The organism is Janthinobacterium sp. AD80 (genome assembly GCF_002878455.1).
In the GTDB taxonomy this organism is placed as follows: Bacteria; Pseudomonadota; Gammaproteobacteria; order Burkholderiales; family Burkholderiaceae_D; genus Janthinobacterium.
Genome location: NZ_NRDQ01000083.1, coordinates 37,173 through 61,530, shown reverse-complemented (window position 1 = coordinate 61,530; position 24,358 = coordinate 37,173). Strand labels below are relative to the sequence as shown.

Below are 24,358 nucleotides of genomic sequence, written 5' to 3'. Positions count from 1 at the left end.
GACTTTATCCAATTTCCTGGATGAATCAATTTCAAGCACATATTGCTCACTTATAATCTCGCGCCATAAGCCCGGATACGCTCATCACGATATCAATCCTACTACTTAGTCTCTGCTATTTATATTTTAAATATATAAATATGTAAAAAAAAAACGTATTTGTCATCCATTTTTTGATGATGCATAGTGAGATGAGGGTGATATTAAAAAGTCACAATTCATATTCGTGATGACGTATGAAGATGGGTATTTGCAGTAAATAAAGGTGAGATGCAGAGTGAAACAAACAGTCATGCCGCAAAATGACGAGATTTTTCTGCATCTTGCCGCCGTGTCACAGTCTTGAAATATTTAACAATTACACTCGCGGCTTGCCATGTTGGCCGGTGCAGCATGTCGGGTGAATGACACAGGTGCTAGCGCCCTGGGTTGTACGGACCGGAACAGTGTTTTCAGCCGAAATTGTCAGGATACGGAGAGCCGTGATGTGCGGAGAGGCGTTTGTGATGGTCTTTGTCAGGACCGCAGCCAGTCCAGCCGGCGTAACAGTTGCAGCATCGTAAAGAGGAAATGTTGTGTTTGTGTTGCTGTGCGGCGCAGCCGGGCGGTGAGGCAATCCAGGATTTTCAAAAAATAATAGTCTTTTCTGGGGTTAAAGATGATCAATCACAAACGACTTCGGCTAACGCAAATCGCGTTAAGCCTGTCTATTGCACTGGCGGCGGCACCATCGTTCGCACAGAACACTACCTCGGCCATTAGCGGACGTATCTCGTCCAACGATGGTCAGCCAGCAGCTGGCGCCCAAGTAAACATCGTGCACGTTGAATCTGGCTCCGCCAGCAACGTGACCACCGATGCTGAAGGCCGCTATGTTGCCCGTGGCTTGCGCGCTGGCGGTCCTTACACGATCACCATCACCAAGAACGGCGAAGTGGAAAAACGCGAGGGCGTGTACATCCAGCTGGCTGAAACGGCCAGCGTCGATGCGACCCTGGGTGCGCCGATGCAATCGGTGAAAGTGGTCGGCAATGCCGCCCGCGCACAAATCTTTAACCGCAGCAACATGGGCGCCGGCACCAACATCGGCCCGACGGAACTGGCAACCCAGGCATCGATCTCGCGCAGCCTGCAGGACTACGCCCGCGCCGACCCGCGCCTGTCGCAAACGGACAAGGAACGTGGCGAAATCTCTGTTGCTGGCCAGAACTCGCGCTACAACTCGATGACGATTGACGGCGTGGCCGTGAATGACACTTTCGGCCTGGAAGCATCGGGTACCGCGACCGGCAAGCAACCGATTTCGATCGAAGCGATCCAGTCGGTTCAGGTGAACGTCGCCAACTATGACGTGACGCAAAAAGGCTACACGGGCGCGAACATCAACGCCGTGACCAAGTCCGGCACCAACAAGGTCAAGGGCAGCGTTTACTACGTGTTCCGCAATGACACCACCGCTGGCGACCGCTACAACGATTCGACCGGTGAATACTACGCGCCGCCAAAGTCGAAAGACACCACCAAGGGCGTTACCCTGGGCGGCCCGCTGATCCAGGATAAACTGTTCCTGTTTGCGAACTACGAAGAAACCAAGAGCTCGCGCGGCGCGCCAGCCTTCGGTCCGATCGGCAGCGACAAGACCAACGTGGCCATTTCGCAATCGGCCATCGATAGCGCCATCAGTATCGCCAAAGATAAATATGGCCTCGATATCGGTAGCTCGGCTATCCCTGCCGGTTCCGAATTCTCGGCCAAGGAAAAGCTGCTGAAGCTGGACTGGAACTTGACGGACAGCCAGCGCATGATGCTGCGTTACACCAAGACAGAACAAGCGGAGCCGATTTACACGGGTTTCTCGCAAACCGGTTTGTCGTTGAGCTCGTACTGGTACACCCAGGAAAAGAGCCTGGAAACCCTGGTCGGCCAATGGACGGCCGAGTGGACCCCAACGTTCTCGACCGAAGTCAAGTTCTCGACGCGCGACTATGACAGCGTACCGAAAAACAATGCCTACCTGCCAGCCATGGGCTTGCAATTCACGGGCGCGCTGCCAGCAGGCGCACCGGCAGGCCTGGCCACCGGCAACCGCTTCCTGAACTTCGGTACCGAACAGAGCCGCCAGCAGAACGTCTTGAAGACCAAGACGAAAGATTTCTACGCTGCCGGTACCTGGGCGCTGGGCGACCATGAAGTCAAGTTTGGTACCGATTACAGCAAGAACGATGTCTACAATGCGTTCCTGCAAAACGTCTACGGTAACTACACCTTCGGTTGTATCAACAGCAGCGCAGCGCTGACCTATTCGTTTGGCGCGATCAGCTGCGGTACGGCTACCGCCGCACAATTGCAAGCTGCCGTGCTGGAAAACTTCAGCCGCGGTCGTCCAAGTTCGTACTCCTACCAGGTGGCACAGCCAGGCCGCACCCTGAACGATGCGATCGCGACCTTCTCGCTGAAAAACATCGGTTTGTTCGTGCAGGATAGCTGGGATGTCAGCAAGCAGCTGACGGTCATGGCCGGCTTGCGCATCGATGGCACCCGTATCGGCGAAAAGCCGATCTACAATGCGCTGGCAGCTCAGCCTACCGTGGCACGCACGACGCCAACCGGCCGTCAAACGGGCGGCTTCGGTATCGACAATTCGCACACCATCGATGGCGAGAATCTGTATCAGCCACGCGTAGGCTTCAACTACAAGCTCGATTCGGCTCGTCCGACGCAGTTCCGTGGCGGTTTCGGCCTGTTCCAGGGCGCGGCAGCCAGTGTCTGGCTGGGCAATCCATACCAGAACACTGGTCTGGTCACGCAAAACATCACTTGCACCTCCGCCGCTGGCACTTGCCCGACGACCGATGGTTTCTTCAACCCGGATCCAACCAAGCAGCCAACCAACCTAGCCGCCGTTGTTCCAGCCATGAAAGTCGACGCCCTGAGCCCCGATCTGGCGCAACCGTCGGTATGGAAAGCCAATCTGGCGTTCGAGCATGAGTTGCCATGGATGGGCTTGATTGTTGGCGCGGAATACCTGCGCCTGCAAACCAAGAACTCGATCTACTACGAAGAGCTGAACATGGGCGCGCCTACCGCCACCGGTAGCGATGGCCGTCCGCTGTACTATGGCCCGAACGCCTACAAGACTTCGTGCTGGAATGCGACCGGTGGTCTGATCGGTGGCGCCAACTGCAGCGCGTTGACCAAAGCGGGCAGCAACGCCGCCTTCGGCCAGGTGCTGATGGCCAAGAACACGGACAAAGGCGAGTCGAACGTGCTGACCCTGTCGGTACGCAGCCCGCTGCGTGAAGGCCTGTCGTGGGGTTCGTCGTACACCTACAGCGATGCCACGGAAGTGTCGCCGCTGACGTCGTCGACCTCGAGCTCGAACTGGGGCGGCCGTGCCGTCTTCAACCCGAACGAAAACGTCGCGTCGAACTCGAACTACATGGTCAAGGACCGCTTCACGGCTAACCTTAACTGGCAAAAACGCTTCTTCGGCGAATACAAGACCACCTTCGGTCTGTTCTATGAAGGCCGTAGCGGCAAGCCATACAGCTGGACCATCAACAATGACTTGAACGGTGACGGTCTGGCCGGCAATGACTTGATGTACATTCCTAGCGCGCCAGGTTCGGGCGAAGTGGTCTTCTCCGGTGCGACGCCAGCGGCCCGCGCCGCCAATGAGGCAGCGTTCTGGAAAGTCGTCAATGCCAATGGCGACTTGCGTAAAGCCAAGGGCGGCGTGATTGGCCGTAACGAAAGCTTTGCATCATGGACCAACAGCTTTGACGTGCGTCTGAGCCAGGAAGTGCCAGGCTTCTTCAAGGGCAACAAGGGCATCTTCACCTTTGACATCTTGAACGTCGGTAACATGATCAACCGTAAATGGGGCCGCATCAATGAAGTGGCCTTCCAGTCGGCTGGTGGCCAGGTGCGCAGCTTCGTCGACTACGTCGGTATGGAAAACGGCAAGTATGTCTACAACACCCGTGCAGTAGTCGAAGGCCTGGAAACACGCCAGGCCAAGGGCGAATCGCAATGGGCACTGCAAGCAACGATCAAGTACGAGTTCTAATCTCGTCCTTGCCTCGTAGCTTGGCAAACTAAAAAACGGCTGGTGGCGACACCAGCCGTTTTTTTTATATGCAAGATGGTTTACTCTTTCCCCTTTTTAATAAATATCATTCCATGGCTCACTTCCTACGCACTCCTGTCGCCAGCGCGGCCTTGATTCTCACCCTGTCCGGCTGCAGCCATTTCGTTGCCGCGCCACAGGCTGCGCGCAGCGGCCCCATCGAAGTGAACCTGGTCGCTTTGAACGATTTCCACGGTAACCTCGAGCGCAGCAAATTCAGCTACACCAGCGTCACCGACCTGGTGCGCAAGACGGTGCAGGCAGGCGGCATCGATACCTTGTCCGGCGCCTTGACGGCCTGGCGCGGCGAAGACGCGCAGCTGATCTTTGTCGGCAATGGCGACCTGGTCGGTGCCAGCCCCGCCATGTCGGCCCTGTGGGCGGACGAGCCGAGCATCGTGGCCATGAACATGCTGGGCATGAAGGCCAGCTCTGTCGGCAACCATGAGTTTGACCAGGGCAAGGCGGAGCTGCTGCGCCAGCAGCGCGGCGGCTGCGACTCGTCGCGTGCCGACAAGGCATGCAAGTTCAGCCCCGACTTCAAGGGCGCCAGCTATGCGTATCTGGCGGCGAACGTGATCGACAGCCAAACGGGCAAGTCCCTGCTGCCGGCCTACCGCATCGAAGAAGCGCATGGTGTCAAGGTGGGCCTGATCGGCGCCGTGCTGAAAGATACGCCATCCGTGGTGACGGCGGCCGGCATCAGCGGTTTGCAGTTCGGCGATGAAGCCGACGCCATCAACGCCACCTTGCCGCAATTGCGCGCGCAGGGTGTCGGCGTGTTCGTCGTGCTGCTGCACCAGGGCGGCGAAACGCCGGAAGCCGTCGATCAGCCTGACTGCAGCGGCCTCAAGGGCGAAGTGGTCGACGTGGTAAAGCGCCTCGACCCCGCCATTCAACTGGTCATCAGCGGCCATTCGCATCAGGGCTATCTGTGCCGTGTCGATGGGCGCCTGGTGACGCAGGCGCAAATGGGCGGCCACATGCTGACCCGCATCAAGCTCAAGGTCGATCCCGTCAAGAATGCCGTCATCGATGCCAGCGCACAAAACGTCGTCATGCTGCCGGGCCAGTACGCGCCGGACCCGGCCGTGGCGGCCTACCTGGAATCCGTGAAGCAGCGCAGCGCGGCCGAATTGTCGCGCCCGGTGGCCGTCATCGCCGTGCCCAGCGTGGGCCGCAGCACCAAGGGCGGCGGCGCTTCCGCGCTGGGCGACCTGGTGGCCGACAGCACCCTGTTCGGCGCGCGCGCCGCCGGCGCGCAAATCGGCCTGATGAACAATGGCGGCATCCGCAAGGACCTGGAAGCGGGCGCCGGCCTGATGACGAACGTGGGCCAGAACCAGGCCGTGGTGCCGTTTGGCAATACCCTGGTCGTCGTGAGTCTTTCTGGTGCGCAAATCCGCATCCTGCTCGAACAGCAATGGCCGGGCGCCGAAGCGGAAGAGGGCAACCTGCTGCAAGTGTCTGAAGGCTTTACGTATCGCTGGGACAGCACCCGGCCGCAGGGCCAGCGCGTGCTGCCGGGCAGCATCATGCTGAATGGCGTGGCCATCGATGATCAACAGCAATACCGTGTCGCCGCCAACAGTTTCCTCGCCGGTGGCGGCGACCGCTTCACCGTTCTGGCAGCCGGCACGCGCCGCCTCGACACGGGCGTGCGCGATATCGACGCCTTCAGCGACTACCTGATCGCCCGCGCCCGCGCTGGCAAGCCAGCCGGCAGCGCCACGCCGGCGGGTCGCATCGTGCGCGTCAAATAATTTTAACAAGGAAAAACCATGCGTCGTTTATTTGTTTCCGTTCTCCTCTCCAGCCTGTTCGCGGGCAGCGCCCACGCCGATTTCACGATTCCCGGCTTTGAGCTGGTGCACACCTCGCCCGTGGAAACGAGCTTGACGAATCCCGACCTGCGCGAGCCTGTTGCCGTGTGGACCGAGCTGTTCGACGGGGCCAGGAAAGAAATTGTCATCGCCCAGTTCTATGCCGTCAGCAAGCCGGGCACGGCCTTTGAAAAAGTGCTGGCCAGCCTGACGGCGGCCGGCCAGCGCGGCGTAAAGATCCGCTTCCTGCTGGACCAGAAGGGCGTGGGCTTGTCGGAAGCGGCGACCATCGCGCAGATCAAGGCGATTCCCAATCTGGACTTGCGCCTGATCGATTTCAATAAAGTCACGGGCAACGGCATCGTGCACGCCAAATACCTGGCCGTCGATGGCCAGGTGGCCTACATCGGCAGCCAGAATTTCGACTGGCGCTCGTTCGAGCACATCCATGAGACGGGCTTGAAGATCACTGAAGCCGGCATGGTTGGCCAGGTGCAATCGATCTTCGAACAGGATTGGCAAGCCCAGGCATTGACGTCGCAAGGCAGCCGCGCCACCGTACTCAACAGCAAGGTGGTAGCGGCCAACTACGCGCAGAACGCTTTCCTGCTGGCCAGCCCGAATGCCTACAACCCGGCCGGCGTGGGCGACTCGGAAACGGGCTTGCCCGCCTTGCTGGCGGAAGCGAAAAACGAAGTGCGTATCCAGCTGCTCGATTACGCGCCGCTGTCCTACGGCCCGAACCGCACGCGGCCGTACTACGCCGTGATCGACAATGCCGTGCGCGCTGCCGCCCAGCGCGGCGTGAAAATCAAGCTGATGGTGTCCTCCTGGAACACGGAAGCGCCGGCCATCGCCTACCTGAAAAGCCTGGCCCTGGTGCCGAATGTGGAAATTCGCATCGTCACCTTGCCTACGGCCTCGACGGGCTTCATTCCGTTTGCGCGCGTGATCCACAGCAAGACCATGAGCATCGACGGCAAGCTGGCCTGGGTCGGCACGAGCAACTGGGCGGGCGGCTATTTTGACCTGTCGCGCAACCTGGAAGTGGTGCTGCGCAACGACGCGATGGCGCAGCGTATCGCGGCCTTGCACGAGCAGACGTGGAGCTCGGCCTACGCGCAGCCGATCGACATCAACAAGCAGTATCCGAAGCCGGCCAAGGCCACGCCGCAAGGCAAGGAGTAATGGTGAACATGCATAAACTACTGAGTGTGCTGGCGCTGGGCGCCGCTTTCGCATCCGGTAATGCGCTGGCCTGGGGCAACGACGGCCACCGCGCCGTGGGCGCCATTGCCGATCAATTGCTCAAGGGTAGCGCGGCGCAGGCCAAGGTGGCAGCCTTGCTGCTGCCGGGCGAAAGCCTGGAAAAGATCGCCAACTGGCCCGATTGCGTGAAGGGTACGTATTGCGGGCCGCAATCGCCGGAAATGCTGACCTATGTGGCGGCAAACCCGAAACACGGCGAATACCATTACACGAATGTGCCGTTCCAGAACGCGCACTACCACGACCACGGCGTGGGCACGGCCGATGACGATATCGTGCAAACTTTGAAACAGGCGATCCTCGTGTTGCAGGGCAAGGCTGATGCGGCCAGCAATCCGCATGGCTTCAGCCAGCGCCAGGCCTTGATTTTGATCACGCACCTGGTGGGCGATATCCACCAGCCGCTGCACGTGGGTAACGCCTTTGTCGGCAATGATGGCCAGTTCTTCGCGCCCGCCACGCAGGCGCAGATCGATGACGTGGCCATTTTCAATGCGCGCGGCGGCAACGATTTATTGCTGGACGATGCGCACATGACGGCCTTGTCGGACGCCGTGATCCCCGCGCCGCTGCCGGTGGAAGCGGGTGCCAAGCCGGCCAGCGCCTACCCGAAGTCGCCCACCAAGCCCTTGCATTCCTACTGGGATACGACCGTGGTCGACTACGCCATGCGCCGCCTGAGCACGCGCACGCCGCGCCAATTCGCCAGCACCGTGATTGCCAGTGCGCCTGTAGTGAACGGCAATAGCGGCGACCCCGTCACCTGGCCATATCAGTGGGCCGATGCCTCGCTGGCGGCCTCGAAGATTGCCTTCGCCGACGTGGTGGCAGGTCCGGCCACGCAGCAGACCAGCCGCAAGGGCGACGTCTACAACGTGTGGGCGCTGACGGTGCCGGACAATTATCCTGTGCCCAGCTCGGCGCTGGCCAAGCAGCAGCTGACGGAGGCGGGCTATCGCCTGGCGGCCGTGCTGCAGGCGATCTGGCCGCAGTAAGGTAACAACGGCCTTTGGGCCGTTTTTTTTTACGCCAGGATCACCTTGATGCCCAGTTCGCGGTAGGGGGCGACCAGGGCATCCTCCACGTCGCGGTGCACGACAATATCGCTGACCTGACTCAAGGGCATGATCTGGAACGGCGACGCCGTATTGAACTTTTCCGGCGAGGCCAGCACGATGGTGCGGCTTGACGCCTCGCCCAGCGCACGCTTCACGCACGCTTCCTCGTAATCGCCGGTGGTAATGCCCGTCTGCGGATGGAGGCTCGATACGCCCATGAAACACAGGTCCGCACGGATGCGGCCGATGGCTTCCACGGTCGCGGCGCCTACGCCGACAACCGAGTGCTTGTACAGGCGGCCACCCAGCATCAGCACTTCAATGGATGGGTGATTCACCAGCTCCACAGCAATCGAGGGGCTGTGCGTGACGACGGTGGCGCGCAGTTCGCGCGGCAGCTGGCGCGCCAGTTGCACGGCGGTAGTGCCGCCATCGATGAAGACCACTTGCCCTGTTTGTATCAGCTTCGCCGCCGCGCGGCCGATGGCCGCCTTGATGCCAACCGAGAGCTGTTCGCGGCCCGCAAACGGCGCCAGCGCAGGCGAACGCGGCAGCAAGGGCAGGGCGCCGCCATGCACGCGCTCCAACAAGCCCTCTTTTGCCAGCTCGCGCAGGTCGCGGCGTATCGTGTCTTCCGACAAGCCCAGGCTATCGCTGACCGCTTTGGCGACGATCTGGCCTTCGCGCTGGAGCAGATCCAGCAAGTATTGTTTGCGCTGATGTGTGAGCATGGGTTTTCTTATATTTTCTTGATATTGCACGAGTTTGCATGATAAAGTCGGCAAAGACAAGCGCAAGGAGACGATATGCACGAAGAAAACAAGCAACAGCAACGGGTACGCATCCACGGCGTGCAAACCCTGTCGCACGACTGGTATCTGTTGCAAAAGACCACGTTCGATTACCTGCGCCGCGACGGTCAATGGCAGACGCAGACGCGGGAAACCTATGACCGCGGCGATGGCGCCACCATCCTGCTCTACAACAAGAAACAGCGCACGGTGATCCTGATCCGCCAGTTCCGTTTTCCCACCTACCGCGATGGCCACGACGGTTTCCTCATCGAATCAGCGGCAGGCTTGCTGGAACAGGCCAGCGCCGAGCAGCGCATCCGCGCCGAGGTGGAAGAGGAAACCGGTTACCAGGTGGGGCAGGTGCACAAGGTCTTCGAAGCCTTCATGAGCCCCGGTTCCGTGACGGAGCGTTTGCATTTCTTTGTTGCCGAATACGACCCCGCCAGCCGCATCGGCGACGGCGGCGGGCTGGCGCACGAGGGCGAAGACATTGAAGTGCTGGAACTGCCGCTGGCGCAGGCGATGCGCATGGTCGCCGATGGCCGCATCTGCGACGGCAAGACCATCATGCTGCTGCAACATGCGCAGCTGCAGTTGATGCCGGGAAAGCGGGGCATGCAGATACTCGTTGCCGGCCCGTATCGCTCCGGCACGGGCGACGATCCTGCCCTGATGGCGGCGAATGTGGCGGCCATGCAAGCCGTCTGCCTGCCCTTATATGCCAGGGGGCACATGCCCGTGCTCGGTGAATGGCTGGCCTTGCCCATGCTGGCGCTGGCCGGCTCAAGCCGGGTGGGCGATGCCGTGTATGAGCAACTGTTCCACGTGCATGCGACGCGTTTGCTCAGCCATTGCGACGCCGTGCTGCGCATTGGCGGCGCGTCGGCTGGGGCGGATCAGATGGTGGCCGCAGCGCGCGGTCTTGGCTTGCCCGTGTATTTCTCGCTGGACGAGATTGCACAGGCGTAAAAAAAGCGAAGCCCTGGGCTTCGCTTTTTGTCATTTTAGGGGGCGCCTGAAAAAAGCCCAGGGCAAGGCGACGACGCCATGGGTATTTTCTCAGGTGCTCTTAGCGCGATTTGACGAATGGAATGCCGATCGCTTTAGGCGCGATGGATTTCGCCATCAAGCCTGCCAGCACAATCACGGTGACCACGTACGGCACCATCTGGATCAGCGAGCCGGGGATACGGCCAACGACCGGCAAGTCCACGCCTTCGATCTGGATCTGGATGGCGGCGAAGAAGCCGAACATCAGACAGCCGAGGAAGGTGTAGACGGGGCGCCAGTTGCCGAACACCATGGCCGTCAAGGCCAGGTAGCCGGCGCCGGCCGACATGTCGCGCAGGAAGAAGCCGCTTTGCACGATGGCCAGATAGGCACCCGAGAACGAGCACAGGATACCGGCTACCAGCATGGCCATGTAGCGCGTCGCTTCCACGCTCACGCCAGCGGAATCGGCCGCATGCGGGTTTTCGCCGCAGGCGCGCAGGCGCAGGCCGAAGCGCGTGTGGTACAGCAGCCAGTGCACGAGCGGAATCAACAGGAAGGCCACGTAGACGAGGATGGAATGGCCGCCGATCAAATGGGCATACACCCAGCCGATGAAGGGAATATGTTCCACGTACTGCGTGCCCGGCAAGACCACGTCGAACAGGCGCGCCGAACCGAGATCGGGCGTGCGGCCGCCTTGCTGGAAGAAGAACTGCGCCAGCACGAACGTCAGTCCGCTCATGGCGATGTTGATCGCCATGCCGGCCACCAGCTGGTTGCCCTTTTGCGTGATGCTGACATAGGCCTGCAGCAGGGCCAGGGCGACGCACACCAGCATGCCGGCAGCCATGCCGTAATACGGGTTTTGCGTCGTGTACGCCACGGCGGCGGAAGCGAAGGCGCTGGCCAGGATCTTGCCTTCCAGGCCAATGTCGATCATGCCGCTGCGTTCGGCGAACAGGCCGGCCATGGCGGCGAAGATCAGCACCGGCGCATTGCGCACGGTCGATACCAGGATGCTGGCGAAGTGAAAGTCGTCGAGTGTCATGGTGTTAGCCTTTGGTGCGCTTGAGCAGGGCGGAAATGGCCGGTGCGTAGAAGTTTTCCATCGCGCCGCAGAACAGGATGATCAAGCCCTGGATGAAGATGAAGGTTTCCGTCGGGATATTCGGTTTTTCCAGCGACAAGTCGAAGCCGCCCTGGATCAGCGCGCCGAACAGTACGGCCGACAGGAAGATGCCGACCGGATGCTGGCGGCCCATCAGGGCGATGGCGATGCCGATGAAGCCGGCGCCGCCGACGAAGTTGAGCGAAAGGTAGTGCGTCGAACCCATGATGGAATTGACGGAGCCAAGGCCCGCCAGCGCGCCCGAGATCAGCATGACGATGATGATCATCTTGCTGATCGATACGCCCGCATAGTGGGCCGCGTGCTTGTTCAGGCCCGTGGCGCGCAGCTTGAAGCCCCACGACGAGCGCCACACCATCACGCCATAGATCACCAGCGCGGCGATCGCCAGGATAAAACTGATGTTCAGCGGCGTGTCGCCCAGCGACGGGAACCAGGTACTCAAGCGCGGCATTTCGCCGCTTTCCGCAAACACGCGGCTGGCCGTGTTCTGCTCGCCTGGCGGGATCAGGTATTTCACGATCACGAAGTTCATCAGGCTGGCGGCGATGAAGTTGAACATGATGGTGGTGACGACGATATGGCTGCCGCGCTTGGCTTGCAGGTAGCCGGGCAGGAAGCCCCACAGCGCGCCGAACAGGGCCGCGCCTATCATGGCCGCCGGAATCAGCAGCCAGGCGGGCAGGGTCTGGTCGAAGGCCAGCATGGCTACCGTCAAGCCCAGGCCGCCAATATACATCTGGCCTTCGGAGCCGATATTGAACAGGCCGGCCTGCATCGCCACGGAGACCGACAGGCCCGTGAAAATGAAGGTGCTGGCGTAGAACAGGGTGTAGCTCAGGCCTTCCGGATTGAGGATGGCGCTGTTGACGAGAATACCCAGCGATTCGGCCGGGTCTTCGCCCAGCATATAAATCACCAGGGCTGCGACCAGCATGGCCGACAGCAGGTTTAACATGGGCATGACAAAGGCTGTCGCCCAGCGTGGCAAGTCGTTATTCATGATTTATGCATTCCCCCCATCAGCAGACCGATGCGGGTGGTATCGAATTCTTCAATTTTCAGTTCGCCGGTGATGCGTCCGCCGCACATGACCAGAATGCGGTCGGCCAGCGCCCGCACTTCTTCCAGTTCGACCGACACCAGCAGGATCGCCACGCCTGCGTCGCGCAGGGCCAGCAATTGCGTATGGATGCTTTCGATGGTACCGATATCGACGCCGCGCGTGGGCTGGCCCACCAGCATCAGTTTCGGCTGCGCCAGTACTTCGCGCGCGATCACCACCTTTTGCTGGTTACCGCCCGACAGCAAGCCGATGCGCAGGTCCGGGTTCGCCGGGCGCACGTCGAACGTCTTCAGCAGCTCGGCGCAGCGCGCGCCGATGGCCTTGAAATTGAACAGGCCCCAGCGGTTCTTCAGGCGGTCCTGGTAGCCGAGGATGGTGTTCTGCATGACGGAGAAATTTTTCACCACGCCATCACGCAAGCGGTCTTCCGGAATGTGCGCGATGCCCAGTTCGCGGAAGGCCAGCGGCAAGCCATCGGCATCGTGGCGCTTGGCAAACGGCAAGTCCTTGTCCAGAAAACGCAGCTTGCCCGATGTCGGCAAACGCATGCCCGATAAAATTTCCAGCAGCTCGCTCTGGCCATTGCCCGACACGCCCGCGATGGCGACGATTTCGCCGGCGCGCAAGTTGAAACCTATGTCGGCCAGCAATTTGACCTGCTGCTCGTCGGCCAGTTGCAGGCCATCGACTTCCAGCACGGTGGCGCCCGGATTGTAGGGGGCGCGCGGCAAGTGGCTCTGGATGGGGCGGCCGACCATCATGTTGGCCAGTTCCTCTTTCGAGGTGCCGGCCGTCGCCACGGCGCCCACCACCGTGCCGCCGCGCATGACGGTGACGTTGTCGGTGATTTCCAGGATCTCTTGCAGTTTATGAGTGATCAGGATGATGGTCTTGCCCTGTTCCTTGAACAGGCGCAGGATTTCAAACAGCGATGCGGTTTCCTGCGCCGTCAGCACGGCCGTCGGCTCGTCGAGGATCAGGATATTGGCGCTGCGGTAAATCTGCTTGAGGATTTCCACGCGCTGCTGCGCGCCGACGGAGAGGTCCTCGATCTTTGCCAGCGGGTCGACGTCGAGGCGATAGCGCGCGCAAATTTCGCGCAGCTGGGCTTCCGCTTCGGCGCGGTGGCTGGCCAAACGAAAACCGCCTTCCGTGCCCAGCATGATATTGTCGAGGACGGTGAAATTCTCGACCAGCATGAAATGCTGGTGCACCATGCCAATGCCGAGGTTGATCGCCTCCTGGCTGTTGCGGATAGGCTGTACTTTTCCGTCGAGCAGGATTTCTCCGCCGTCGGCACGGTAGTACCCGTACAGGATGCTCATCAAGGTCGACTTGCCCGCGCCGTTTTCCCCCACCAGGCCATGGATACTGCCCTTGGCGATGGAGAAGCTGACGTCGGCGTTCGCCTTCACATGCCCAAACTGCTTGGAAATGCTGCGAAATTCTACTGCTGGCTGCATAGGTTCATAACTGGATAGTTTCATGGAAACGCGCCGCGCGGAGACAGGCCCCGGCGGCGCGCTAAAAGATACGGAGAAAAATTAAACCGGGCAGCTGCTGCCGACGCGGTAATCGATCACTTTGATCTTGCCATCGATAATGTCCTTACGCGCACCCAACACGCGCTTTTCGATTTCCGGCGTAATCAGCTTGCGGTTGTTCGCGTCGAGCGCCCAATCCACGCCGCCTTCTTTCAAGCCTTTATAGCTGACGCCGCCCTTCCAGGTGCCGTTCTTGACTTGCATGAAGCTGTCGTAGACCGTGTTGTCGACGCGCTTGACCATCGAGGTCAGGATGCTGCCTGGATACAAATGGTTCTGGTTCGAATCGACGCCGATGGCCAGCTTGCCTTTTTCTTTGGCCATTTGCAGGGTGCCCATGCCGCTGCCGCCAGCGACGGCGAAGACGACATCGACGCCGCGCTCGAATTGCGAGCGGGCCAGTTCGCCACCCTTGGCCGGGTCATTCCAGGCGCCGGACGTGGTGCCGACCATGTTTTGCGTGATTTCCGCCTTCGTGTTCACGGCCTTGACGCCTTGCGCGTAGCCGCAGGCGAAGTTGCGGATCAGGGGAATATCAATGCCGCCGATGAAGCCGACTTTCTTGCTCTTGCTGGCCATGGCCGCAGCCACGCCCACCAGGTAGGAGCCTTCTTCTTCCTTGAAGACGACGGAGTTGACGTTGCTGCCGGCGGCCTGGCCGTCGATCAGCACGAATTTCACGTTCGGGAATTCCTTGGCGACTTTTTGCACGGCTTGCGTCTGCGCAAAGCCGATGGCCGCGATCATGTCGAGTTTCTTGCGGGCCAGGCCGCGCATGACTTGTTCAGCCTGCGTATCGCTCGATGCCTGTACTTCAATGAAGGAAATGCCCGTGTCTTTTTTGAAGCGCGATGCGCCTTCGAAAGCGGATTGGTTGAACGACTTGTCGAACTTGCCGCCCGCGTCATACACGACACCCAGTTTTGGGGTAGCCGCGGACGCTTGAGCAGTCAACAATACGGCTGCGATCGTCAAACTAAATTGTGTAAGTTTCATGAATTGGCTCCTGGAAGATCGATATTGTATATTTTTTATAGGTGAAACATATAATTTGGGGCCGATTTAGCCTGTTTTTCATGCACGAGGTGATGATTCCTTATCAACATTGCACTGTATTGCACAAGATCATTGCTGAGCTTGTATGCTTTTGCCGCGTCAATGTGATGCTCATGCAACAGTTGAGCCCCGTCTCTTTTATAGTTACAACATCGAATGGGGCGTCCGGAGCGGGCTGGGATGCGCCGTCAGCGGACGGGCAGGGCAAGCACGGAACCGGCGCCACGATGGGCGTCCGGATCACTATGCATCATGCCAGATATGTATGACAAATACGTTTTTGTTTAACTATTTATATGAAAGCCATATAAATTGGAGGGCAAACCCAAAAGAAGGGCCGGGGTAGGACCCTCAGGGGCCGACCCCGGTCTTGCTGCTTTTCGGCTTCGCGTTACGCATGCACAGTGAGCATCGGCGGCCGCACATCCCCACGTGCAACAGGTGTTGTTCGCGTTCTCAGGCAGCCGGGGGATTGAGGATATTCAGGAAAGCCCGCACGACGGGCGCGTCGTCGAGCGTCGTGTAGCTGATGTACAGATTCGCAGAGGGCGGATTGGTCTTGATGGGCAGGAACACCACGCCAGGCCAGCCGATGCGGCTCGTCGTTTCCGGCACCAGGGTCACGCCCAAGCCTGCGCCCACCATGGCCAGCAGGGTTTGCGGCTCGCTCGCTTCCTGGAAGATCACGGGTTCGAAACCGGCATTGATGCAGCATTGCACCAGGTAGCGGGGAAACGCGGATTTGTCCAGGTTCAGGGTCAGCATCGGTTCGTGGGCGATGTCGATCAGCTCGATCGCCGTGTTTTTCGCCAGCGGATGGTGTTCATTGACGGCCACGCAGACGTTTTCGCGAAAGCACAGTTCCTGGCGTAGATTGTCGTGGCGCAGGTCGTCGTCGTTAAGCTTGGGTTCGCGCCAGAAGCCCACGTCGATCTGCTTGGCGCGCAGCGCTTCGTACTGCACCGTGGGGCCGAATTCATGGATGGTCCAGGTGACGCGGGGAAATTTGGTCTGGAATTCTTCCAGCAAGCTGGGGATGGGGCCCCACATGGCCGAGCCGACGATGCCCACGCGCAAGCGGCCCACTTCGCCGCGGTCGATCTGGCGGATGGTGTCGATGGTCATGCGCATCTTCGCCAGCAGTTCGGTCGCTTCATTCATCAGTGCCTTGCCCGCCACGGTCAGCTCGAAGGTGCGCGTGGTGCGCGCAAACAGGCGCACGCCCAGTTCGCTTTCCAGTTTCATGATCTGCTGGCTCAGGGGCGGCTGCGAGATATGCAGGCGCTCGGCGGCGCGGCTGAAGCTTTTCTCCTCGGCGACGGCAAGAAAATACTTTAACTGTTTCAGATCGATGGACATGCTTTCCTTGCATTACCTGATGCTAAGCGGGAACGGCGCGCAAGCCTGAAAGGCTGCGCGCTTCTTTACAGCAGTCCTATTATCGTGCCACGACTGCCTGCATGGCAATGGCCAGTGCCGTACCGACTTGGGCATTGTGCTTGACCAGGGCGATATTCGTCGCCAGGCTGCGGCCATCCGTCAGCTGCTTGATGCGCGACAGCAGGAATGGCGTAACTTGCTTGCCCTTCACGCCGCCAGCGTCCGCTTCCTGCAGCGCTTGCGTGGTGATCGCGTCGATTTCTTCTTTCGGCATGGCTTGCGCGGCCGGCACGGGGTTGCTGACGACGACGCCGCCTTTCAAGCCCAGCTGCCATTTGGTGCCGATGAAGGCAGCCTGTTCTGCTGGCGTGTCGAGGCGGAAATCGGCCTTGAAACCGCTTTCACGCGTGAAGAAGGCAGGGAAGCCTTCCTGGCCCACGCTGATGACGGGCACGCCGTGGGTTTCCAGGTATTCCAGGGTCAGGCCGATGTCGAGGATGGATTTCACGCCCGCGCAGACGACGGCGACGGAGGTTTGCGCCAGTTCCTGCAAGTCGGCGGAAATGTCGAAACTGGTTTCCGCGCCGCGGTGCACGCCGCCGATGCCGCCCGTGACGAACACGGCGATGCCGGCCAGTTCCGCGCAAATCATGGTGGCGGCCACGGTGGTGGCGCCCAGCTTGCCTTGCGCCAGCACGAATGGCAGGTCGCGGCGGCTGACCTTCATGGCGTCGGGTGAGGTGCCCAGCAGTTCCAGCTGCTCGGGCGACAGGCCCACACAGATCTTGCCGTCGATGATGGCGATGGTGGCCGGCACGGCGCCGCCGTCACGGATGATCTGTTCCACTTCGCGCGCCATTTCCACGTTTTGCGGATACGGCATGCCATGCGAAATGATGGTCGACTCCAGCGCCACGATGGCTTTGCCGGCGGCGCGCGCGTCGAGCACTTCCTGCGAGAACGAGAGGAAGCTATTGATTTGAGTAGTGAGTTGAGTCATGTTTCAGTCCTGTTGAAAGAGGGTAGGAGGGGGCGGCGCCAGGTCGGCGTCGTCGATATCGTCGAGCGCGCCGGCGGAAATATGCGGCGAGACGGTGGCGGCCGATTCCAAGGTCATGGCGGCCAGTTTCAGGCCGCGCCGGCAGGCCAGTTTCAAATCGCCGCTGTCGTGGTACAGCGACCAGCAGACGGCGGCGGAAAACGCGTCGCCGGCACCCGTCACGTCGACGGCGTCCACTTCGCGCGCGGCCAGGTGCTCGATCGGTGCGTCCAGGGTGTCGCCATCCGTGAAATACACGCCTTCGCCGCCGCACGTGACGACCACCTGGCGCGCGCCCTGGCGCTGCACTTCGCGGCAGGCGGCGCGCACATCAAACGCCGTTGGCAAGGCGCGCGCCACGCGCGTTTCCAGTTCGCCACGGTTGAGTATCAACAGGCGCAAGCCCGTCAAGTCCTGCGGCAAGTGCGCCATCTTCGGCTGCGAGACGGCGACGATGACGAGCGGGGCGGCGGCGCTGCCCATGGGGCCGGCGTCCTGGCGCGCATCGGCCAGCAAGGCTTGCACGCTGTCGTGGCCCAGGTTCAGGTCGCAGACGGTGAGGGCGGCGGCCGCGCGCTGCGGCTGGCGGCTGTGCAAAAAGGCCGGCGTCAGCTGCTCATACAGTTGCATGTTGGCCATCGCCAGCAGCATTTCGCCATGCTCGTCGAGCACGGCCGTGTAGGTGCCACTGCTGGTATTGCTCAAATGCAAACTGCCGCGCATGTCGATGCCGGCATCTTCCGCATGCGTCTGCAAGGCGTGGCCGGCCGCATCGTCGCCCAGCGCCGTCAGCAAGGCGACGGGAATCGACAATCGGGCCAGATTCTCCGCGATGTTGCGGCCCACGCCGCCAAATACCTCTGTCGAGCGCACGGGATTCGAGGTGCCCATCTGCAAGGCTGCCAGGGTGCGCATCTTGCGGTCCAGGTTGGCGGCACCGATGCACAGCACGGGGCGGCTGTCCGGCAGCACATAGGCGCGGCCCAGCAAGCGGCGCTCACGGATCAGGCCGGCGATATGGCCGGCGACAGCCGAGCGCGACAAGCCCAGTTCGCTCGCCAGGTCTTGCTGGGAAATGAAGGGGTTGTTGCGGATCAGCGTGTACAGCTGGTCTTTTTTATTGGTATCGGTCACAAGGTTTTCGCTGAAGGTTTAAACATTTGTCTTCAACTGTAAACATTTGTCCGTAAAGTGTCAAGCGCGCCTCAAGCGCGTGCCAGAGGTGCTTGAAAAGCGCGCGTATGGAGCTTGTATGCATGCGTTTTGGCGGGGATGGCGGCGGCGTGGCCATGGCTGGCAGGGGAGCGCTTGCCTGGACTATAATATCGGCCATTTATATTTGAATTATATAAATGGGCAAGAAAAATGGTATTTGCCATACATATTCCGTTTGATGCATAGTGGCGGCTTATAGAGGCAATACGCATTCGGATATACCTGTAACACCACTCATACCCGCTACCTGGGCCGCAGTATCTTGCCGTGTACTGCCGCGCAGGCAGCAACCATCATCATTAGTCAATCAGAGGATAACCATGTCGAACAACGCCCCTTTCCACGCCGCCGAAATCATCCGTGCCCGCGCTCCTGAAAATTTCAAGCCGCGCGTGGCGATGATCCTCGGTTCCGGCCTGGGCGTATTGGCCGAGCAGATGACGGATGCCGTCAGCATCAGCTTTGATGAATTGCCGGGCTTCCCGATCAGCACCGTGCATGGCCATGCGGGCGAACTGGTGGTCGGCACCCTGTCGGGCGTGGCCGTCGTCTGCATGAAGGGCCGTGGCCACTTCTACGAAGGCTATGGCATGGGCGTCATGACGAGCGCCATCCGCACCTTGAAACTGCTGGGCTGCGAAATGCTGTTCGTTACCAACGCGGCCGGTTCGCTGCGCCCTGAAGTGGACGCCGGCAGCCTGGTGGCCATCAGCGACCATATCAACTTGCTGCCAGGCACGCCGATGGTCGGCCCGAACGACGACCGCTTCGGCCCGCGCTTCTTCAGCATGGCCAATGCCTACGATGCGGACCTGCGCAACCTGGTCAAGGAAACGGCCGCGTCGAACGGCATCACCCTGCACGAAGGCGTGTTCGTTGCCTATCCCGGCCCGAACTTCGAGACGGCCGCTGAAATCCGCATGATGGCCCGCCTGGGCGCCGACACGGTCGGCATGTCGGTGGTGCCGGAAGTGGTCTCGGCGCGCCATTGCGACCTGAAAGTGGTGGGCGTATCCGTCATCACCAACCTGGCCGAAGGCATGTCGCCATTCGCCCTGTCGCACGAGCAGACCCTGAAATACGCGGCCATCGGCGCGAAAGACCTGGTCAAGCTGATCCTCGCTTTCCTGGCCACCGTTTCCGCTACGCCGCAAGCCTGAGCACCCTTCTTTACGCATTAGCGGCGCGCCATCTGCCGGCGCTGCCGCGCGGCAGGCCGGGAAAATCCGGCCTACACTGACCGCATCATCTTTGCATCACTCCATAAAGCGAGCCTTATCATGTCACGCGCATTTATCCTCCTGCTTGATTCCTTCGGCCTTGGCGCGACGCCAGACGCCGCCAAGTATGGCGACGCAGGTGCCAATACCTTTGGCCACATTGCCAGCACTGTCGCCAAAAGCGGCAAGACCTTGAAACTCCCGAACATGGAACGCCTGGGCCTGGGCGCCGCCGCCCACCTGGCCAGCGGCGAATGGGCCACGGGCTTCGACCAGCGCGATGGCTTTACCGGCGCGTATGGCGCCGCGCGCGAGCGTTCCACCGGCAAGGACACGCAGAGCGGCCACTGGGAAATCGCCGGCGTGCCCGTCGAATTCGACTGGGGCTACTTCCCCCGCACCACGCCATCGTTCCCCGCCGACCTGACCGACAAGCTCAAGGCCATGTCCGGCGTGCCGGGCTTCCTCGGCGACTGCCATGCCTCGGGCACGGACATCATCAACAAGCACGGCGATGAACACGTCGCCACCGGCAAGCTGATCATCTACACCTCGGGCGACTCGGTGATGCAGATCGCCGCGCACGAAGAATCGTTCGGCCTCGAACGCCTGTACGAAGTGTGCGAAATGGCCTTCAAGCTGGTCGAGCCGTACAACATCGGCCGTGTCATCGCCCGCCCTTTCACTGGCAGCAACGGTAACTACACGCGCACCTCCAACCGCCACGACTATGCCGTCGCGCCACCCGCGCCGACTCTGCTCGACCACGTCAAGAACGCGGGCGGCGAAGTCGTCGGCCTGGGCAAGATCAGCGACATTTTCGCTACCCAGGGCATCTCGCGCGTCGTCAAGGGCGTCGACAACATGGCGCTGTTTGAAGCGCTGTTGACAACGGCCGACGAAGTGCAGGACAAGTCGCTCACGTTCGTGAACTTCGTCGACTTCGACCAGGCCTTCGGCCACCGCCGCAACGTCGAGGGCTATGCCGACGCGCTGCGCGAAATGGATGCGCGCCTGCCGGAATTCATGGCCAAGCTCAAGGAAGGCGACCTGGTCGTGATCACCGCCGACCATGGCTGCGACCCGACCTGGCACGGCTCCGACCACACCCGCGAACACATTCCGATGATCTTCTTCGGTCCCGGCGTCGCCCCGCGCGCACTGGGTATTTCCGAGACCTTCTCCGATATTGGCCAAACCCTCGCCAAGCACCTTGGCGTACCACCACTTGCTAATGGAACCAGCTTGTTATGACACTCATGCACCCCGACTTCAAGCGTAACGAAGCCATCGGCCTCGACCTGGGCTGGATCAACCAGATCCGCGTCAACCGCGCCGCGACAGACCGCCGCGCGGCCAGCCTGGCGAACCGCCGCACGGTGAAAAAAGAATACCAGGCCGCCTGGCTGGTGAAAGCCATCCAGATGATCGACCTGACCACCCTGGGCGGCGACGATACGCCGGGCAGAGTCGAACGCCTGTGCATGAAGGCCATGCGCCCGCTGCGCGCCGACCTGATGGACGCCTTGGGCCTGACCGACTTGAGCACCGGCGCCGTCTGCGTCTACCACGAGATGATCGCCCCCGCCGTGAAAGTCATCCAGGGCCGCTTGCCCATCGCCGCCGTGTCGACGGGTTTCCCGGCTGGCCTGACGAGCATGGAAACGAAGCTGCGCGAGATCGAACTGTCGGTCGCCGCCGGTGCTTCCGAGATCGATATCGTCATCACGCGCCAGCATGTCCTGAACGGCAACTGGCAAGTGCTGTACGACGAAATGCTGGCCTACCGCAAGGCCTGCGGCGAAGCGCACGTGAAGGCGATTCTCGCCACGGGCGACTTGCTGACCCTGGAAAACGTCGCCAAGGCGTCGTGGGTCTGCATGATGGCCGGCGCCGATTTCATCAAGACTTCCACCGGTAAAGAAGGCGTGAACGCCACCATTCCCGTGGCCCTGACGATGGTGCGCACGATCCGCGAATACCACGAGCAGACAGGCTTCCAGGTGGGCTTCAAGCCGGCCGGCGGCGTCAGCTCGGCCAAGAGCGCGCTGCAATACCTGAGCCTGATGAAGGAAGAACTGGGCAATGAATGGCTGCAGCCGCATCTGTTCCGCATCGGTGCTTCCAGCCTGCTGACGGACATCGAGCGCCAGCTCGAGCACTACGTCACCGGCAGCTACTCGGCCAATCATCGTCACGCACAACCTTAAAGAACAATCGTCATGCCAACAATTAACGAGATTCTCACTACTATGGACTACGGCCCTGCTCCCGAAAGTCAAAAAGAAGCGCAGGCGTGGCTCGACGGCCATCAGCGCAAGTTCGGCCTGTTCATCGACAACGCCTGGAGCGAGCCAGCGGAACTGTTCGCCTCGACCAATCCGGCCGATGGCACGCAGCTGGCGGAACTGACGCAAGCCACTGACGCGGACGTCGAACGGGCTGTCGAAGCGGCACGCCGCGCGCTGCCCGTCTGGCAAGGCATGGGCGGCCATGGCCGCGCGAAAGTCATGTATGCGCTGGCCCGCTTGCTGCAAAAGCATTCGCGCCTGTTCGCCGTGCTGGAAACCCTGGATAACGGCAAGACCATCCGCGAAACGCGCGATATCGACTTGCCGCTGGCCGCGCGCCATTTCTACCATCACGCCGGCTGGGCGCAGCTGCAGTCGGAAGAATTCGCCGACTACCGCGCCGTGGGCGTGGTGGGCCAGATCGTGCCGTGGAATTTCCCGCTGCTGATGCTGTCGTGGAAAATCGCCCCGGCCCTGGCGGCCGGTAACACGGTGGTCTTCAAGCCGGCCGAATTCACGTCGCTGACCGCCATGCTGTTCGCCGAACTGTGCCTGCAGGCGGGCGTGCCGGCTGGCGTGGTCAACATCGTCACCGGCGACGGGCGCGTGGGTTCGGCCATCGTCAACCATCCTGGCGTCGACAAGATCGCCTTTACGGGTTCGACCGAAGTGGGTCGATTGATCCGTGAAGCGACGGCCGGCAGCGGCAAGAAGCTCTCCTTGGAGCTGGGCGGCAAGTCGCCGTTCATCGTCTTCGAAGACGCGGACCTGGACGGCGCCGTGGAAGGCCTGGTCGATTCGATCTGGTTCAACCAGGGGCAAGTGTGCTGTGCCGGTTCGCGCCTGCTGGTGCAGGAATCGATCCAGGAGCGCTTCCTGAACAAGGTGCGTGCGCGCATGGAAAACCTGCGCCTCGGCTCGCCCCTCGATAAATCGATGGACGTGGGCGCGCTGGTCGATCCGGTGCAGCGCCAGCGCATCGCCGCGCTGGTCGATTCGGCTCGCGCCGAAGGCTGCGACGTGTGGCAACCGGCGTGCGAACTGCCGGCTGACGGTTCGTGGTTCCCGCCGACCCTGATCACGGGCGCGTCGACCTCGGCCGCCGTGGCGCAGGCTGAAATCTTCGGCCCCGTGCTGGTGGCCATGAGCTTCCGCACGCCGCCCGAAGCGGTGCAGCTGGCGAACAACACGGTGTACGGCCTGGCCGCCAGCGTGTGGACCGAGTCGATCAGCCTGGCCCTCGATATCGCTCCCGCCATCAAGGCAGGCGTGGTGTGGATCAACAGCGCCAACCAGTTTGACGCGGCATGCGGCTTTGGCGGCTACCGCGAATCGGGCTTCGGCCGTGAAGGCGGCCGTGAAGGCATGCTGGAATACATGACGGCCCTGGCCGAAGATGCGCGTCCGGCCCTGCCGGTGGTGGAAGCGAAAGCGAAGGGCAATGTAAAGCCGGCGGCAGCCGACCCGTTCGCCATCGACCGCACGGCCAAGATGTACATCGGCGGCAAGCAGGCGCGCCCTGACAGCGCCTACAGCGCGCCCGTGTTCGGCGCAAATGGCGCCCTGCTGGCCGAAGTGGGCGTGGGCAGCCGCAAGGACATCCGCAATGCCGTCGAAGCGGCGCACAAGGCGTCCGGCTGGACCAGCGCCACGGCGCACAACCGCGCGCAAGTGCTGTACTACATCGCCGAAAACCTGGCAGCGCGCGCCGACGAATTCGCCGCCCGCATCGCGGCCATGACGGGCAGTAAAAATCCCGAGAAGGAAGTGCAGGCATCGATCGAACGCCTGTTCTACTACGCCGCCTGGGCCGACAAGTACGACGGCCTGGCGCACCAGCCGCCCACCAAGGGCATCACTGTGGCGCTGAACGAAGCGGTCGGCGTGATCGGCATCGTCTGCCCGAACGAAGCGCCATTGCTCGGCTTTATTTCGTTGGTGGCGCCGGCCATCGCGCTGGGCAACCGCGTGGTGGTGGTACCGTCGGAAGCGCATCCGCTTTCCGCGCTGGATCTGTACCAGGTGTTCGACACCTCCGATTTGCCGGGCGGCGTCGTCAACATCATCAGCGGCAACGCCGATGAACTGGCGCGCACCCTGGCCACGCACGCCGACATCGACGCCGTCTGGCGCCATGACGGTTCGGCGGAAGGCTGCGCGGAAGTCGAGCGCCTGTCGGCCGGCACCCTGAAGCGCACCTGGGTCGGTGGCGCCAAGGGCCGCGACTGGTACAGCGCCGCCCAAAGCGGCGGTCGCGCCGTGCTGGCGCATGCGTCGCAGGTAAAAAAACGTGTGGATTCCTTACGGCGTCTAAGTTTATAAAGCAGGAAAGTGGGGCCGGCTCACCCGCGC

Annotated in this window: 15 protein-coding genes and 2 pseudogenes; 9 read left to right on the top strand and 8 right to left on the bottom strand. The window is 61.3% G+C overall.

Annotation, left to right across the window (positions count from 1 at the left end):
- Positions 1-658: 658 nt before the first annotated feature.
- The 4 genes from JaAD80_RS16915 to JaAD80_RS16900 all read left to right on the top strand — a co-directional run bounded on the left by JaAD80_RS16915 (position 659) and on the right by JaAD80_RS16900 (position 8,216).
- Entirely contained in the window at positions 659-4,069 is a 3,411-nt protein-coding gene (locus tag JaAD80_RS16915; RefSeq protein WP_102295682.1) for a TonB-dependent receptor, read from the top strand.
- Positions 4,070-4,182: 113 nt separating this feature from the next.
- Positions 4,183-5,892, top strand: coding sequence for a bifunctional UDP-sugar hydrolase/5'-nucleotidase (locus JaAD80_RS16910; RefSeq protein WP_258003039.1), 1,710 nt, complete (start codon positions 4,183-4,185; stop codon positions 5,890-5,892).
- 18 nt (positions 5,893-5,910) lie between these two features.
- Positions 5,911-7,140, top strand: a complete 1,230-nt coding sequence (locus tag JaAD80_RS16905; protein ID WP_102295681.1) for a phospholipase D-like domain-containing protein — start codon at positions 5,911-5,913, stop codon at positions 7,138-7,140.
- 8 nt (positions 7,141-7,148) lie between these two features.
- Positions 7,149-8,216, top strand: coding sequence for a S1/P1 nuclease (locus tag JaAD80_RS16900; protein ID WP_102295704.1), 1,068 nt, complete (start codon positions 7,149-7,151; stop codon positions 8,214-8,216).
- A gap of 29 nt (positions 8,217-8,245) precedes the next feature.
- On the opposite strand, the gene JaAD80_RS16895 is transcribed toward JaAD80_RS16900, so the two are convergent.
- The gene (locus JaAD80_RS16895) at positions 8,246-9,010 is read right to left on the bottom strand and encodes a DeoR/GlpR family DNA-binding transcription regulator (RefSeq protein WP_102295679.1); all 765 of its coding nucleotides are present in this window, start codon (positions 9,008-9,010) and stop codon (positions 8,246-8,248) included.
- A 75-nt stretch (positions 9,011-9,085) separates the two neighbouring features.
- Here JaAD80_RS16895 and JaAD80_RS31545 point away from each other — a divergent pair.
- Positions 9,086-9,670: pseudogene (locus JaAD80_RS31545) on the top strand (NUDIX domain-containing protein); the annotation flags it as partial.
- A 472-nt stretch (positions 9,671-10,142) separates the two neighbouring features.
- Here JaAD80_RS31545 and JaAD80_RS16885 read toward each other — a convergent pair.
- The 7 genes from JaAD80_RS16885 to JaAD80_RS16850 all read right to left on the bottom strand — a co-directional run bounded on the left by JaAD80_RS16885 (position 10,143) and on the right by JaAD80_RS16850 (position 18,414).
- The gene (locus tag JaAD80_RS16885; protein ID WP_071325225.1) at positions 10,143-11,114 is read right to left on the bottom strand and encodes an ABC transporter permease; all 972 of its coding nucleotides are present in this window, start codon (positions 11,112-11,114) and stop codon (positions 10,143-10,145) included.
- Positions 11,115-11,118: 4 nt separating this feature from the next.
- Positions 11,119-12,198, bottom strand: coding sequence for an ABC transporter permease (locus JaAD80_RS16880; RefSeq protein ID WP_102295676.1), 1,080 nt, complete (start codon positions 12,196-12,198; stop codon positions 11,119-11,121).
- A complete protein-coding gene (locus JaAD80_RS16875; RefSeq protein ID WP_102295674.1) occupies positions 12,195-13,724 on the bottom strand; it encodes an ABC transporter ATP-binding protein in 1,530 nt (509 codons plus the stop codon). Before JaAD80_RS16875 ends, JaAD80_RS16880 begins: the two co-directional genes overlap by 4 nt.
- A gap of 81 nt (positions 13,725-13,805) precedes the next feature.
- A complete protein-coding gene (locus tag JaAD80_RS16870) occupies positions 13,806-14,801 on the bottom strand; it encodes a BMP family protein (RefSeq protein ID WP_102295672.1) in 996 nt (331 codons plus the stop codon).
- A gap of 516 nt (positions 14,802-15,317) precedes the next feature.
- Positions 15,318-16,220, bottom strand: coding sequence for a LysR family transcriptional regulator (locus JaAD80_RS16860; protein ID WP_102295668.1), 903 nt, complete (start codon positions 16,218-16,220; stop codon positions 15,318-15,320).
- Between the two features lie 79 nt (positions 16,221-16,299).
- Positions 16,300-17,241, bottom strand: coding sequence for a pseudouridine-5'-phosphate glycosidase (locus JaAD80_RS16855; RefSeq protein ID WP_374755253.1), 942 nt, complete (start codon positions 17,239-17,241; stop codon positions 16,300-16,302).
- Positions 17,242-17,244: 3 nt separating this feature from the next.
- A complete protein-coding gene (locus JaAD80_RS16850; protein ID WP_102295666.1) occupies positions 17,245-18,414 on the bottom strand; it encodes a carbohydrate kinase in 1,170 nt (389 codons plus the stop codon).
- A 401-nt stretch (positions 18,415-18,815) separates the two neighbouring features.
- On the opposite strand from JaAD80_RS16850, the gene xapA reads away from it, so the two are divergent.
- From xapA to JaAD80_RS16830, 4 genes and pseudogenes are all read left to right on the top strand, one after another.
- Positions 18,816-19,655 carry a xanthosine phosphorylase gene (xapA, locus tag JaAD80_RS16845; protein ID WP_102295664.1) on the top strand — a complete coding sequence of 280 codons (840 nt, stop codon included), beginning with the start codon at positions 18,816-18,818 and terminating at the stop codon, positions 19,653-19,655.
- 120 nt (positions 19,656-19,775) lie between these two features.
- Positions 19,776-20,969: a phosphopentomutase gene (locus JaAD80_RS16840; protein ID WP_102295663.1), complete on the top strand. Its 1,194-nt coding sequence runs from the start codon at positions 19,776-19,778 to the stop codon at positions 20,967-20,969.
- Positions 20,966-21,925 (top strand): deoxyribose-phosphate aldolase, encoded by a 960-nt coding sequence (deoC, locus tag JaAD80_RS16835; RefSeq protein WP_102295661.1) that lies wholly within the window; start codon positions 20,966-20,968, stop codon positions 21,923-21,925. The genes JaAD80_RS16840 and deoC overlap by 4 nt, the downstream gene beginning before the upstream one ends.
- 12 nt (positions 21,926-21,937) lie before the next feature.
- Positions 21,938-24,320 (top strand): annotated as a pseudogene (locus JaAD80_RS16830) (aldehyde dehydrogenase family protein).
- The last annotated feature ends 38 nt before the right edge of the window (positions 24,321-24,358 follow it).

Excerpts from the sequence above, each read along its gene's own strand:
- JaAD80_RS16915 (WP_102295682.1), top strand. The coding sequence starts at position 659 with ATGATCAATCACAAACGACTTCGGCTAACGCAAATCGCGTTAAGCCTG.
- JaAD80_RS16910 (WP_258003039.1), top strand. The coding sequence starts at position 4,183 with ATGGCTCACTTCCTACGCACTCCTGTCGCCAGCGCGGCCTTGATTCTC.
- JaAD80_RS16905 (WP_102295681.1), top strand. The coding sequence starts at position 5,911 with ATGCGTCGTTTATTTGTTTCCGTTCTCCTCTCCAGCCTGTTCGCGGGC.
- JaAD80_RS16900 (WP_102295704.1), top strand. The coding sequence starts at position 7,149 with ATGCATAAACTACTGAGTGTGCTGGCGCTGGGCGCCGCTTTCGCATCC.
- JaAD80_RS16895 (WP_102295679.1), bottom strand. The coding sequence starts at position 9,010 with ATGCTCACACATCAGCGCAAACAATACTTGCTGGATCTGCTCCAGCGC.
- JaAD80_RS16885 (WP_071325225.1), bottom strand. The coding sequence starts at position 11,114 with ATGACACTCGACGACTTTCACTTCGCCAGCATCCTGGTATCGACCGTG.
- JaAD80_RS16880 (WP_102295676.1), bottom strand. The coding sequence starts at position 12,198 with ATGAATAACGACTTGCCACGCTGGGCGACAGCCTTTGTCATGCCCATG.
- JaAD80_RS16875 (WP_102295674.1), bottom strand. The coding sequence starts at position 13,724 with ATGCAGCCAGCAGTAGAATTTCGCAGCATTTCCAAGCAGTTTGGGCAT.
- JaAD80_RS16870 (WP_102295672.1), bottom strand. The coding sequence starts at position 14,801 with ATGAAACTTACACAATTTAGTTTGACGATCGCAGCCGTATTGTTGACT.
- JaAD80_RS16860 (WP_102295668.1), bottom strand. The coding sequence starts at position 16,220 with ATGTCCATCGATCTGAAACAGTTAAAGTATTTTCTTGCCGTCGCCGAG.
- JaAD80_RS16855 (WP_374755253.1), bottom strand. The coding sequence starts at position 17,241 with ATGACTCAACTCACTACTCAAATCAATAGCTTCCTCTCGTTCTCGCAG.
- xapA (WP_102295664.1), top strand. The coding sequence starts at position 18,816 with ATGTCGAACAACGCCCCTTTCCACGCCGCCGAAATCATCCGTGCCCGC.
- JaAD80_RS16840 (WP_102295663.1), top strand. The coding sequence starts at position 19,776 with ATGTCACGCGCATTTATCCTCCTGCTTGATTCCTTCGGCCTTGGCGCG.
- deoC (WP_102295661.1), top strand. The coding sequence starts at position 20,966 with ATGACACTCATGCACCCCGACTTCAAGCGTAACGAAGCCATCGGCCTC.